The 13,171-nt window shown below is 76.3% G+C and carries 10 protein-coding genes; 1 reads left to right on the forward strand and 9 read right to left on the reverse strand.

What is annotated here, in order from left to right; all coding sequences use genetic code 11:
• Positions 1-24 precede the first annotated feature (24 nt).
• The 5 genes from O4J56_RS01075 to eccD all read right to left on the reverse strand — a co-directional run bounded on the left by O4J56_RS01075 (position 25) and on the right by eccD (position 4,297).
• Positions 25-537 (reverse strand): hypothetical protein, encoded by a 513-nt coding sequence (locus tag O4J56_RS01075; protein WP_270683129.1) that lies wholly within the window; start codon positions 535-537, stop codon positions 25-27.
• Positions 538-629: 92 nt separating this feature from the next.
• Entirely contained in the window at positions 630-932 is a 303-nt protein-coding gene (locus O4J56_RS01080) for a WXG100 family type VII secretion target (RefSeq protein WP_270683130.1), read from the reverse strand.
• A gap of 78 nt (positions 933-1,010) precedes the next feature.
• Positions 1,011-1,349: a WXG100 family type VII secretion target gene (locus tag O4J56_RS01085; protein WP_270683131.1), complete on the reverse strand. Its 339-nt coding sequence runs from the start codon at positions 1,347-1,349 to the stop codon at positions 1,011-1,013.
• Between the two features lie 73 nt (positions 1,350-1,422).
• Entirely contained in the window at positions 1,423-2,877 is a 1,455-nt protein-coding gene (eccB, locus tag O4J56_RS01090) for a type VII secretion protein EccB (protein ID WP_270683132.1), read from the reverse strand.
• A gap of 22 nt (positions 2,878-2,899) precedes the next feature.
• On the reverse strand, positions 2,900-4,297 hold the full coding sequence (gene eccD, locus O4J56_RS01095; RefSeq protein ID WP_270683133.1) for a type VII secretion integral membrane protein EccD: 1,398 nt from the start codon (positions 4,295-4,297) through the stop codon (positions 2,900-2,902).
• A 270-nt stretch (positions 4,298-4,567) separates the two neighbouring features.
• Here eccD and eccCa point away from each other — a divergent pair, with 270 nt between their 5' ends.
• The gene (gene eccCa / locus O4J56_RS01100; protein WP_270683134.1) at positions 4,568-8,560 is read left to right on the forward strand and encodes a type VII secretion protein EccCa; all 3,993 of its coding nucleotides are present in this window, start codon (positions 4,568-4,570) and stop codon (positions 8,558-8,560) included.
• 96 nt (positions 8,561-8,656) lie between these two features.
• On the opposite strand, the gene O4J56_RS01105 is transcribed toward eccCa, so the two are convergent.
• The 4 genes from O4J56_RS01105 to O4J56_RS01120 all read right to left on the reverse strand — a co-directional run bounded on the left by O4J56_RS01105 (position 8,657) and on the right by O4J56_RS01120 (position 12,897).
• Positions 8,657-9,712: a S8 family serine peptidase gene (locus O4J56_RS01105; protein ID WP_408639071.1), complete on the reverse strand. Its 1,056-nt coding sequence runs from the start codon at positions 9,710-9,712 to the stop codon at positions 8,657-8,659.
• 374 nt (positions 9,713-10,086) lie between these two features.
• Positions 10,087-11,601, reverse strand: a complete 1,515-nt coding sequence (locus O4J56_RS01110; RefSeq protein ID WP_270683136.1) for a hypothetical protein — start codon at positions 11,599-11,601, stop codon at positions 10,087-10,089.
• Complete coding sequence (locus O4J56_RS01115; RefSeq protein WP_270683137.1) at positions 11,598-12,503, reverse strand: ATP-binding cassette domain-containing protein; 906 nt, start codon at positions 12,501-12,503, stop codon at positions 11,598-11,600. Before O4J56_RS01115 ends, O4J56_RS01110 begins: the two co-directional genes overlap by 4 nt.
• A gap of 4 nt (positions 12,504-12,507) precedes the next feature.
• Positions 12,508-12,897: a hypothetical protein gene (locus O4J56_RS01120; protein ID WP_270683138.1), complete on the reverse strand. Its 390-nt coding sequence runs from the start codon at positions 12,895-12,897 to the stop codon at positions 12,508-12,510.
• Positions 12,898-13,171 lie beyond the last annotated feature (274 nt).

Below are 13,171 nucleotides of genomic sequence, written 5' to 3' on the forward strand. Positions count from 1 at the left end.
CGGGGGCCGCGGGGCGGCCGGGAGTCAGTCCTTCTCGTCCTCGTCCTCGCCGGTCTCCTCCCCGTCCTCATCGGTGGAGGAGGAGGGGCCGTCTCCGTCCGAGGAGCCGCCGGAGGACCCCTCCGAGGAGCCTCCCGGGAAGTCCCCGCCCGCACCGCCGGAGGGGGAGGACGAGCCGAAGATCCGGTTCAGCTGGTCGGCGGTGAGCTCGGCGTCCTCTTCGAGGTCGTCGAAGACCAGCTCGCTGTCGGCGATCCCCTTGGAGATGGCCAGCAGGTCCTTCTCGTACTTGTCGAACAGCTCCTCGACCTTGGTCAGCGCCTGCTTGACCTCGTCGGCCAGGACCCCGGCCGACGGCAGCAGGGCCGGGTTGCCGAACCGGGGCGTCTTGGCGGCCTCACCGGCGTAGTACTGGTCGAACGCGGTCTTCTTCGCGGAGAACCGCTCCCGCATCGTGTCGATCTCGTCGGTGCGCAGCCCCCGCAGGTAGTCGAGGGTGACCTTGATGGTGTCGCCGTCGTCCTTGTCTTCCGGCATGCGCGCTCAGCCTCCTGCTGCCTTCTCGTCGGGCCGTTGCGGGGAGGGCGGGTGCGGGGCCGCCGGTGTGCGCGGCCCCGCACCCGCGGGGGTCAGCGGCGCTGGCTCCAGTTCCCGGCCTCCTGGAGGTCGCCCCGGTTGTACCGGTCGACGATGTCGTCCAGGGACACCTGCGCCTGGTTCAGCAGGGTCCGCATGTCCTCGACGTTCTTGCGCCAGTTGGCGATGCGCACGTCGTACTGGTCGGCGGCCTCACCGACCCAGCCGTCCTTGACGCGCCGCACCCGCCGGTCCAGCTCCTCGATGGCGTTGGCGATGACCTCGGTCTGCTGGCGCAGGTCGAGTCCGGCGGTCTGCGCGCCCGACTTCTTGATCTCGAAACCGTCGAAGCTCACGGTCGGCTCTCCTCTCCTGACGGGCCGTGCGGCCCGGGGTCCGTAGGGGGCGGGGGTCCCTTCCGAGGGGAGGGGGCCTCAGCGTCCGGCGGCGACGTCGCGCTGGTTCGGGTTGAGCTGGGCGGCCCAGTCGGCGGTGACCATGTTGGCGTCCTCCATCTCGTGGAAGTTGCGCTCGGTGCCGCCGAGGATGCCGATCATGTCGTTCATGTCGTTGGTGATCAGCCGGAGCTCCTCCAGCCACTTCACCAGGGCGGTGTCGTAGCGGGCGGCCGCGCCGCCCTGCCAGTTGCCGCCCAGCAGGTCCCGGGTGCCGTCCACCTGGGTGTAGACGCCGTTGCAGGTGGAGTGCGCGGCCTCCATCGCGTCCTTGCCTTCGCGCATCGCCTGGTCGGTACTGCCGAACAGTTCGCTCATCGGGTGTTCCTCCTCGACCGTGTCGCGTTCTCCTGCGGGTCCTCTGCGGTTCTTCGCTGGCCTGGGCCCGTCCTCACCCGGACGGGCAGTCCGCCTCCTCCGGGGGCGCCGGGTCGGCGGCGGGCCCGGCCGCCGCCGAGGTGCTCAGTTCGGGGCCGGTGGGCAGCATGTCCAGCACTGCGGCGGGCACCTCCCGGGCGCCCCCGGGCGGGTGGCCGAGCCGCTCGGCGGACTCGGCGTCGGGCACCGGGTACTTGGCCCCGGCGTCGGTCACCAGGTAGTAGGCGCCGCGGTCGGCGCGGCCCCCGGCCGGGGCGGCGCGCACCAGCCCGCCCTCCCCCGCCGGGATCCCGATCAGGTCGGGCGGGGTGCAGGAGGCGGCGGCGCCGGGCGGGGGGTCGGCGGCGCGGGCGGTGATCGTGGAGGGGCCGCGCAGCGCCAGTGTGGGCCCATCCCCCCGGTCCACCGCGCACAGCGCCGCCCCTCCGGTCTCGGTGAGGGCGGGCGGCTCGCCGGGCAGGCCCGCGTCGTCGCGGTCCCGGTCCGACAGGTGGGGGCGCACGTCGGCGGCGTCCAGGGGGACCGCATCGGGGTCGCCGCCGGGATAGGCCTCCTCGGCCGTTCGCGGGTCCGCCAGCAGGAGCCGGGCGCGGACCTCGCCGGTGGGCGTGAGTCCGTCGCGCTCCAGCACGTAGTACTGGTCGGAGCCGCCGTCGCCGCCGCCGACGGTGAACACCTGGCCGACCCGGCGCTCCCGCCCGCCGATCCGCGGCCCCTCGCCGCCCGCGCCGTCCACCTGCGCAGCGGCCAGCCCGGGCCCCTCGGGCAGGGCGGACAGGAACCGCGCGGACACCGGGTGGGCGGGGGCGGTCCCGTACCCGAGGGCCTCCAGGGCGCCGTGCTCGGCGTCCAGGCGCAGGCGCTCGCCGCGCCAGAGCAGGTGGCGGGTGCCGTCCGGCCCCGCTGCGAGCACCGCCCGGTCCGCGGGGACCGGGGTCTCCCCGTCGCCCTCGCCGCCGCCGACGGTGAGCGCGGTCAGCGCCCGCGGGTCCTCGTCCTCGCCGGTGGCCACCGGGACCGCGCAGACCCGCCACGCCGACGGGCCGGCGTCCTCGGCGGGCGGGGGCGGCACCGCGTCGGGGGCGCCACCGATGCCGATCGCCGAGGCGACGGGGGTGCCCTCCAGGGACGCGGCCGACACCTGAACCGGCTCGCCCAGCAGCAGCGCCGAGGCCTGGTTGGCCACCGGCCACAGGGCGCCGTCGGAGTAGACGTACCGCCCGCCGCCGTCCTCGACCGCGACCACGGTCCCCTCGGTCCGCCACGAGGTGGCGTTGCCGGGGAAGATGAGCCCGAACACCAGGAACCCGGCGCCGATCAGCAGCGACAGCACCAGGCCGATGGCCGCCCCCGTGCGGGTGCGGTTCATCGGGGCCTCCACCGCGTCCGGGTCGGCCTCCAGCATCGCGGTGGACAGCCGCCCCACCAGGAAGCCGTGCGCCTGGACCTGGTCGCGCCGCGTGTTCACAGCCGCCTCCCGCCGCCCGCGCTCATCCGCCGATCCCGCGCAGCAGCCCGAACAGCCCCAGGTTCGCCGGGACCAGGATCACCAGGACGATCGCGGCGGCGCTGTGCAGCAGCTCGCCCGCGCGCCCCCAGTGCGGCAGGAGCCTGTTGCCGGGCACCGCCCACGCGGCCACGGCCAGCGCCAGCGCCCCCGCCAGCAGGATCCCGAACACCGCCAGCCGGGCCGCGGTCCCGCCGAGCGCGGCGGCGCCCAGCGCCAAGGCGAGCGCGCCGAGGTGGCCGGGGACCAGCAGGCAGGCCCGCTGCCAGGCGCCGCCGAGCCCGCGGGCCTGCAGCAGCAGCACCAGGCACAGGGCCGCGCCCAGGCCGGTGGACAGCCATCCGGGGTGCACGGCCAGCACGGCCAGCGCCGCCGCGCACACCGCGCCGACCGCCGCCAGCAGCGCGGTCTGGAAGGAGTCGGCGCGGCGGGTGCGCTCCAGCACCTCGCGGGCCGGGTGCGGGTCGATGTGCTCCTGCAGCTCGTCGGCGCCGGAGGGCAGCGGCGGCAGGCGCATCCCGGACATGCGGAAGGCGGCGGCGGGCGCGAAGGTGCCCAGCAGCACCGCGGCCCCGGCGAGCAGCCCGGCCACCCCGGGGAGGGGGACGCCGCCCCAGAACATCAGCAGCGCCCCGGCGGCGCCGCCGAACACCGAGACCGCGCCGAGGCCGGTGAAGAACGGCACGCACCCGGCCGCGGCGGCCACCGCCAGGACCGCGGCGCCGGTCCCGGCCGCGCCCCCGGCGAGCAGGCGCGCCCCGGCCAGCGCGGCGCCGGGGTCGCCGTCGGGCGCGCAGGCCCCGGCGAAGGCCATGAACAGGACCGCGGCGGTGCCGGTGGCGGCCGCGGTCTCGGCCGATCCCAGCGCCCGCCCGGCCGCCGCGGTCGCCAGCAGCATCAGCACGGCGGTCCCCGCGGCGACGGCGGCGCCGGTGCCGGAGGGGCCCAGCAGGGCGACCGGGAGCAGGGCGGCGAACAGGGTGGCGGCGCCGGCGGCGGTCAGCCAGCGGCGGGCGGCGGCCGCGCCCCACCGGTCCGGGCGCTCGGCCATGCCGGTGGCCACGCCGTCGACCAGGTCGTCGAAGTGCACCGGCGGCATCTGGTCGCGGCGCTCGCGCAGGTAGAGCACCTCGCCGTCGAAGAGTTCGAGGGACTCGCAGGTCCCGTCCTCGTCCAGGGGCGGCGAGCCGAGGCGCTGCAGGACCCACCCGGAGTGGTCCAGCCCGTTCTCGTCCAGGTCCTCGCCATCGCGTTCGGCATAGAGCAGGAATGTGGGGACGAGTTCGGCGAGAGGGATGTCACAAGGCACGGCGATTTCAAAGGACACCGCAGGTGCACGAACGGTGAGTCGACACAATTCCGCGGCGGCGGACTCGGTCATACTACCCCCGGGTGTTTCCGTTCCTGGGCAACGGCATCGCCTACCCCGTAGGCCCTCCGCGTGCTCATATGAGCACGGTCGCGGCTCCGGGGCGGCAAATGCTCCGCTACGTTAGCACCACTCGCAGAATGGCAGAGATGACGTTTCGATCAATATCGAATGACCTCACAGGTGGGGCATCGTAGAGCAATCCGAGCGGCCGGGTATCGGCCGATCGGCCGATCTGCGGCCCGCTGATCCGTCCGATCGAACAAAGGGGTCCGTGCAGCCGTGAGCACTCTCATCGTCCGCCGGCCGGCCCGCCGGCCCGGCCCCGAGCTCCCCTCCGGGGAGCTCGCCCTGCAGGAGCCGCCCGCGCTGCCCGAGCAGCGGGGCGGCATGGGCGCGGTCTTCATGTACCTGCCGATGGCGCTCAGTTCGCTCGCCATGGTGATGCTGTTCCTGCGGCCCGGGAGCGGCGGCGGAGGACTGGGCGGCGCCATGCCCTACATCGCCGGCGGCATGATGCTGGTCGGCGCGGTCGCCATGCTGGGCGGGCAGTACCTGCGCACCCGTCTGGAGCGGCGCCGGGCGCTGGCCGGGGAGCGCCGCGACTACCTTCGCTACTTGGGCAGGATGCGGGGGCGGGTGCGCGAGCTGGTCGCCGCCCAGCGGGACGCGCGCTACTGGAACGGCCCCGACCCCGACGCGCTGTGGTCGCTGGTGCGCACGACCCGGCTGTGGGAGCGGCGCGCCGCCCACGACGACTTCGGCGAGGTGCGCTTCGCCGTGGGCCGGCAGCCGCTGAACGCCACCATCGCGCCGCTGTCCACCAAGCCGGTGGAGGACCTGGAGCCGCTGTCGGCGCACGCGCTGCGCCGGTTCATCGCCGCCTACTCCACCGTCGCCGACCTGCCCGTCTCCATCCACCTGCGGGGGTACGCGCACATCGCGCTGCGCGGCGACGCCGAGGCGGCGCGCGCCATGGCCCGGGCGCTGGTGGGACAGCTGGCCGTGTTCCACGCCCCGGACGAGCTGCGCATCGCCGCGTGCGTGGGCGACGACCGGACGGCCCGCTGGGACTGGCTCAAGTGGCTGCCGCACTGCCTGCACCCCTCCGAGCGGGACGGCGCCGGGCCGGTCCGGCTGTTCGCACCGGACGCGGTGGAGCTGGAGCGGCTGATCGGCCCGGACCTGGCCGACCGCCCCCGGTTCGACCCGCAGGCCGCGCCCGGGCGGGAGGAGCCGTTCACCGTGCTGCTGGTGGACGGCGGCCGGGTGCCGCAGGGCGCGCGGATGGCCGGCGGGGGCTACCGCAACGCCGTGGTGGTCGAGGTCGGGGCCGACCGGGCCTGGGACGGCGCCCCGCACACCCTGTCGCTGCGGGTGGGGGCGGACGGGGTGGAGGTGGCCGACCTGGACCGGTCCGGCCGGGAGGTGTTCGCCCCGCTGGGCCGCCCCGACCGGCTGGGCGAGCCGCGCGCCCGCGCCCTGGCGCGGCTGCTGGCGCCCTACCGGATGAGCGTGTCCGCGGACGTGGTGGAGCCGCTGACCACCGACTTCGACCTGACCGCGCTGCTGGGCATCGCCAACCTGCACACCTGGGACCCGCACCGGCAGTGGGAGCGCGGGGACCGCCCCGAGCACCGGCTGCGGGTGCCGGTCGGGATGACCGAGTCGGGGGCGCCGCTGGAGCTGGACCTGAAGGAGTCGGCGCTGGGCGGCATGGGGCCGCACGGGATGCTCATCGGCGCCACCGGGTCGGGCAAGAGCGAGCTGCTGCGCACCCTGGTGCTGGCGCTGGCGCTCACGCACTCCTCGGAGACCCTCAACTTCGTCCTGGTCGACTTCAAGGGCGGGGCGACCTTCATCGGGCTGGACCGGCTGAACCACACCTCGGCGCTGATCACCAACCTCGCCGACGAGACCTCCCTGGTGGAGCGGATGCAGGACGCGCTGCACGGCGAGCTGATCCGCCGCCAGGAGCGGCTGCGCGCGGCCGGGAACTTCAGCTCCGTGCACGAGTACGAGAAGGCGCGCCGCTCCGACCCGGGCATGGAGCCGATGCCGACCCTGCTGGTGGTGGTGGACGAGTTCAGCGAGCTGCTGGCCGCGCACCGCGACTTCATGGACCTGTTCGTGATGATCGGGCGGCTGGGGCGCAGCCTCGGCGTGCACCTGCTGCTCGCCTCCCAGCGGCTGGACGAGGGGCGGATGCACCAGCTGGAGAGCCACCTGTCCTACCGGATCGCGCTGCGCACGTTCTCGGCGATGGAGAGCCGCGGGGTGCTGGGCGTGCCCGACGCCCACCAGCTGCCGCCGGCCCCCGGGAGCGGCTACCTCAAGACCGACACCGACGAGCTGGCCCGGTTCAAGGCGGCCTACGTGTCCGGGCCCTACCGGGCGCGGCGGCGGCCGGTGCGGACCGCGGCGGCGGGCGGGGAGGTGGCCCCGCTGCTGGCGACGTACGTGGCCAGGACCGCCCCGGCGGCCGCCCCCGAACCCGAGGAGCCGGAGGAGGAGCCGGCGGAGAGCCTGCTGGAGACCGCGTTGGAGGCGGTGCGCGGCGCCGGGCCGCCCGCCCGGCGGGTGTGGCTGCCGCCCCTGGACGCGCCCCCGGCGCTGGGGCGCCTGCTGGCCGAGGCCGGGCTCGGCGGGAGCGGCCCGTCGTGGTCGCGGGAGCCGGTGCTGAGCGTCCCGCTGGGCGAGGTGGACCGGCCCTTCGAGCAGCTGCGCACCCCGCTGACGGCGGACCTGCGCTCCTCGGGCGGGCACACCGCGGTGGTGGGCGGCCCGCAGTCGGGCAAGAGCACGCTGCTGCTCACCCTGATCTCCGCCCTCGCGCTCACCAACACCCCGGCCCAGGCGCAGTTCTACATCCTCGACTTCGGCGGCGGGACGCTGCGCGCCGCCTCGGGCCTGCCGCACGTGGGCGGGGTGTGCGGGCGCCTGGACACCGAGCGGGTCAACCGCACGGTGGCGGAGATGACGGCGCTCCTGGCGCGCCGGGAGCGGGACTTCGCCGAGCACGGTGTGGACTCGATGGCCGACTTCCGGCGCCGCCGCGCCCGGGGGGAGTTCCCCGACGAGCGGTACGGCGACGTGTTCCTGGTGATCGACGGGTGGGCGACGGTCCGCCAGGAGATGATGGACCTGGTCCCCGACATCGTGCAGATCGCCCAGCGCGGGCTGAGCTACGGGGTGCACCTGGTGGTGGCGTCCCCGCGCTGGGCCGACGTGCAGTCCAGCCTGCGCGACCTGCTGGGCACCCGGTTCGAGCTGCGGTTGGGCGACGCGGTGGACTCGGCGATCAACATGCGCAAGGCGGAGACGGTGCCGCGGGTCCCGGGGCGGGGCCTGACCGACGAGCTCAAGCACTTCCTCACCGCGGTCCCCCGGCTCGCGGACGGGGGCGGCGAGGGGGCTCCCGGAACGGCGGAGGCCCCCGTCGCCTCCGGCCTGGAGGGGCTGGTGCGGGCGGTCGCCGAGGCGTGGGACGGCCCGCCCGCCCCGCCGGTGCGCACCCTGCCGCTGCACCTGCCCGCCGCCGAGCTGCCCGCGGCCGAGGAGGGGCCCCGGGTCCCGCTCGGCCTGGAGGAGCGGCGCCTGGAGCCGTTCTGGCACGACTTCTCCACCTCCCCGCACATGCTGGCGGTGGGCGACACCGAGAGCGGGAAGACCAACCTGCTGCGGCTCGTGACGCGGGCGATCCGGGAGCGCTACTCGGCCGAGGAGGCCCGCGTGGTGGTGGTCGACCCCCGGCGCGGGCTGTTCGACGCGATCCCCGAGGAGCAGCGCCTGGGGTACGCGGTGACGGGCGCGAGCGCCCAGGAGATGATGAACGCCGCCGCCCAGGCGCTGAAGCCGCGGCTGCCCGGCCCCGAGGTCACCCCGGAGGAGCTGCGCGCCCGCTCCTGGTGGACCGGGCCGGAGCTGTTCGTGGTGATCGACGACTACGACCTGCTGGGCACCGGGGGGCCGGGGCCGCTGGCGCCGCTGCTGGACATGCTGCCGCTGGGGGCCGACATCGGGCTGCACCTGATTCTGGCCCGCGGGGCGGGCGGGTTCAGCCGGGCGATGGGGGAGCCGGCGCTGCGGATGCTGATCGACGCGAACACGCCGAGCATCGTGCTGTCATGCCCGCCGTCGGAGGGGATCCTGTTCGGCTCACTGCGCCCGCGGACCCTGCCGCCGGGGCGGGCGCTGCGCCTGGACCGCCGCGACCCCGTCCAGGTACAGCTGGCCCTGGCCCCCGAGACCGAGGAGGCCGCCCCTCGGCGATGATCTCGACGGAAGTGCCGCCATTCCGGCGGTTTTGACAGCACCCTTGTCGAGATCATCGGGGGCCGGGCCGCAACGGCGCTCCTCCGCCGGGGCCGCTCAGGTGCGGCGGGTGCGGCCGTGCCGGACGGCTGCGGCTCCGACGGCCAGGACCAGGATCAGCAGCGCCGACCCGCCCGCCACGGCGAGGGTCCGGCCGACGGTCGGAGGGGTCGGGGGGTCCGGCGAGAAGGCCGCCGCCTCCGGGGCCGCGCCCGCCTCGCGCGGGGCCGGGACGGCGGTCAGTGCGGCGACGGGATCGAGCGTCCCCGCGCCGAGCAGCGCCTCGGAGGCCGCACCGGGGGCGGGGTAGGCGGTCGACGTCAGCCGTTCGGCGACCGCCCCGGCGTCCAGGTCGGGCTCGTGCGAGCGCAGCAGCGCGGCCGTCCCCGCCACGAATGCGGCGGCGACCGCGTCCCCGCCCGACGTGAAGTGGCCGTCGCCGCCGGGGCCCACGCCCATCGCCGCCCGCCCCGGTGCGGCCAGGTCGGCCCGCACGGGCTCCCCGTCGGCGTCCACGGCCGGCTCGCTCTCGGCGGGTGCGCCGTCCGGGCCGGTCGCGGCGACGGCGAGCACCCCGGGCCCCGGCCCGGGCAGCGCGGCGACCGGTCCCCCGTCCGTCGGCACCGTGGCCGGGGCGACCACCAGGGCGTCCGCGTCGGCGGCCGTGCGCAGCGCCGCACCGATGCCCGTGTCGCCCCCGGCGGCCGGGACCGGCGCGCCGACCAGCACCACGTCGGCGCCGTCGCCGACCGCGCTCTCGATCCCCCCGGCCAGGTCCTGCGCGTCGGCCACGCCCCGGTCGTCGGTCACCCCGACGGCGAGCACCCGCGCGGCCGGGGCGACCCCGACCATGCCGCTGTCGTCCTGTCCGCGTGCGGCGACGATCCCGGCGAGGAAGGTGCCGAACCCGACGCAGTCCTCCCCGGCCCCGTCCACGGCGCCGTCAAGGGCGGCGGCGGTGTCGTCGACCCCGCTGCCGACCACGGCGACGGTCACGCCGCCGCCGTCCGCGAACCCGCGCGCCTCGGGCAGGCCGAGCGCGCCCTCGGTCCACACCTCGCGGTCGATCACCGTCTCCGAAGGGGGCAGGCACTCCCCTCCCTCGGCGACCATCGCCGCCTCGGGCAGCGCCGTCGGGGAGTCGGAGCCGCCGCCCTCCGAGCCGCCCGTGTCGGCCGACGCCCCCGCTGGGCCGCCGACGGACACGGCGACCACCGCCGCGGCGAGCACCGCCGCCGCACCGCTCCGCAGACCCGGTCTCCCGCCCAGCACCGACGCCACTCCCCTTCTCCGCTCACCCGCCCGGAGCCGCCCGGGCCGGACGGGGCAACCCTAGGACGCCGACGGCGCCCGGGCGAGGGCGGCCGGTCCAGCGAGGCCGCCACCGATTCCCATCCGCCCAGGTGGGCCCGCCGGTGACGGCTCTCGGACGGGACCGGGCCGTCTTCGAGGCGCTGACCGGCGGAAGCCACGCCACTCGGCGGGCCTCACGCGCGTGCGCGGCGCAGGCGGTCGGCCGTGACCGCGCCGAGCAGCAGCGCGGCCGCCGCTCCCGCGGTCGCCGCGCTCGACGCCGGGTCGGGTGTGTGCATGCCCATGTAGTCCGCCGCGTCGATGGCGTTGACGGCCATGTACCAGAGGATCGGGTACAGCACCTGGAACAGCGTCGGCGTGCGCCCCAGGGTCCCCAGGAACAGGGCCAGCGCCGGGATGAACACCGCGCCCGCGCACCACGCGGCGACGGTGGCGGCGTCCCCGGCCGCCGCGGCCCGGAGCAGCGGCCCCGCACCCGCGAGCGCGGACAGCGCGACCCCCGCCGCCCACCCGGCCAGCAGCCTCGCCACCGGGCGGGGGTAGGACTCCACCAGCCCCTCCACCCCGGACGCGATCGCCGTGGTGCCGATCCGCGACCACACCAGGGCGGGCCAGATCCACGCGACCGGCAGCAGCGCCGTGCGCCCCGCATCGGCCGGGAGCACCAGCCCGACCAGCAGGAGCACCCCTGCGCCCAACCACCACCACACCGACACCCCCGAGACCAGGATGCGGAACTCGGCCCCCACGAGCGTGCGGGGCGCGGGCAGCAGCGCCGCCGGGTCGAGGGCCCCGAGGCGCCGGCCCAGCAGCCGCCCGCCGACGGCTCCCGCCGCGCCCGAGCCCGTGGCGTCGGTGCGGGCGAGGCGGAACCACACCGCGCACAGCGCCACCACGGCGACCGCCCCGGCCACCAGGGCCAGCCGGTCGGCGAGGAAGCCGTCGCCCAGGTCGAGCCCGCCCCACGGGACCGGCTTCAGCGGGTCGTCCACGTAGGTGAAGCCCAGGCTGAACTCGCCGACCTCCACACCGGTGCGCTCCGCGCCCACACCGAAGGTCGAGGCGAAGGCCCGCGTGCCGATCCCGGAGAAGGCGCCGCCCCCGCTGTTGCCGAGGAACACGAAGGTGCCCCACACGGGGATCCACACCAGGTTGCCGAAGCCTCCGCGCAGCCCGGGGACGGTGTCGAAGGCCAGCGCCGCCGCCGCGACCGCCGCCATCACCGGCAGCGTGACCACCAGGAACGGCAGGAGCAGGCCGACCGGGTCCACCGCGGGGTCCTCGCCCCGCGCCCACCACATCACCAGCGCCACGCCGACCAGCACCGCCACCATCGACACGAGGACGGCGGCGTTGCTCAGGAACTTGCCCGCCAGGTAGGTGGGCCCACGCAGCGGAGCCGTGGCCAGCACCCGGCCCACCCCCGTACGGCGGTCCCGCTCGACGGAGCCGCGCACCACGTAGAACCCGCCGAGGGCCAGCCAGAGCGCCCCCGCCAGGGCGACCACCGCGCCGACGTAGGCCATGTCGTAGACGCCCCGGAAGCCCCCGGCGTCCACGACGGTCCAGTGGCCGTCGGCCGCCGGGACCGCCAGGTAGGCCAGGCCCGCCGACGCCAGCAGGGTCATCGCATAGGACGGGCGGCGCACGCGTTCGCGCAGGTCGCCCGCTGCCAGACGGAGGATCATCGTGCCGCCCCCGGGGTGGGGTGTGGGCCGGGGAGGGGGGCCGGGGCGGCGACGGCGGAGCGATAGACGTCCTCCAGCCCGGCCTGGAGCGGGACCGCGTCCGACAGCGGGCGCTCGGGGGCGACCAGGCGCACCCGCACCAGCTCGCCGTCGCGGACCGACCGGACGACCGGGAAGCGCCCGCCGATCGAGGGCAGCGCCACCGGGTCGACCACCGCCTCCCACACCCGTCCGGCCATGTCGGCGACCAGGTCGGCGGGGCGGCCCCGGAGCACCAGGCGCCCGGCGGCGACCACCGCCACCTCGGCGGCGATGTCCTCCACGTCCGGGACGATGTGCGTGGACAGCACCACCGCCCGCTCCGCCGCCAGGTCGCTGAGCAGCGCGTGCAGGCGCGCCCGCTCCTCGGGGTCGAGTCCGGCGGTGGGCTCGTCCAGGATGATCACGCGCGGGTCGTTGACCAGCGCCTGGGCGATGCCGACCCGGCGCAGCATGCCGCCCGAGAAGCCGCCCAGCCGCCGGTCCGCGGCGGCCCCGAGCCCGACCAGGTCCAGCAGCTCGCCGATGCGCACCCGCGCGGCCCGCGCCCCCACCCCCTTGGCCGCGGCCAGGTAGGAGAGGAACTCGCGGGCGGTCAGGTTCGGGTAGAAGCCGAAGTCCTGCGGCAGGTACCCGAGGGTGCGGCGGAGGGGGCGCGGGCGGGCGGTGACGTCGGCGCCGTCCAGCAGCACCCGGCCCGTGGTGGGCCGGGCGGCGGTGGCGGCGATCCGCATGAGGGTGCTCTTGCCGGCGCCGTTGGGGCCGAGCAGCCCCAGCACGCCGGGGCGCAGGCCGAGGCTGATGCCGCCGACCGCGCGGTGGCCGCCCCGGTAGACCTTGGTGATGTCGACGAGGTCGAGCACGGGGTCACTCCCCTTCCAGGTCGGTCGGCTCGCCGTCGCGGAGGACCCGCACCCCTTCGGGGACCTCCACGCGGAAGCGGTCGTCGTAGATGCAGACGCCGCGGCAGGAGTTGTCCAGGCGCAGGGTGCCGTCCTCCAGCGACCAGGTGGAGGAGACGTCGGGGTCGCCCCGGGTGGCGATCCAGCGGGTGACCTCGACGTCGCCGCGGTCGGCGGCGACGAGGTCGGTGGGGGTGCCGTCCGCCTGGACGTCGAGGACGTCCCCGTCGAAGGGGAAGGTGGTGGTCTCGGGCTCGGCCTCGGTGGCGTCCGGAAGGCCGCAGCCGGAGGCCAGTACGGCGGCAGCGGCCGTCACCGCCGCCGCGGTTCCGGTTCTGCGGAGGAGAGTGCGCATGGCACCACTCAACCGAGCACGGCGCCGAGGAACACTACGACCAGGGATGCGATGGGGGTAGGGGTTTCCCTACCTGCGCAGGAGGCCCGGTCGGAGAGCGCCGCGCGAATGCGCTGCGTTCTCCGCCATTCCCTCGGCTGCTCCAAGGGCCGCCGCCCTCACGAGCCCTCACCCCGCCGGACCGCAGCCCGGGCGGGGTGCGGTCCGGCGGGGTGACATCTTCACCTGTTCGCGGCGCATCGGCCGATCTCGGCAGGAAAATGCCCGGATTCCT

Origin of the sequence: Nocardiopsis endophytica, from assembly GCF_027706725.1 — a bacterium.
Lineage (GTDB): Bacteria > Actinomycetota > Actinomycetes > Streptosporangiales > Streptosporangiaceae > Nocardiopsis_A > Nocardiopsis_A endophytica.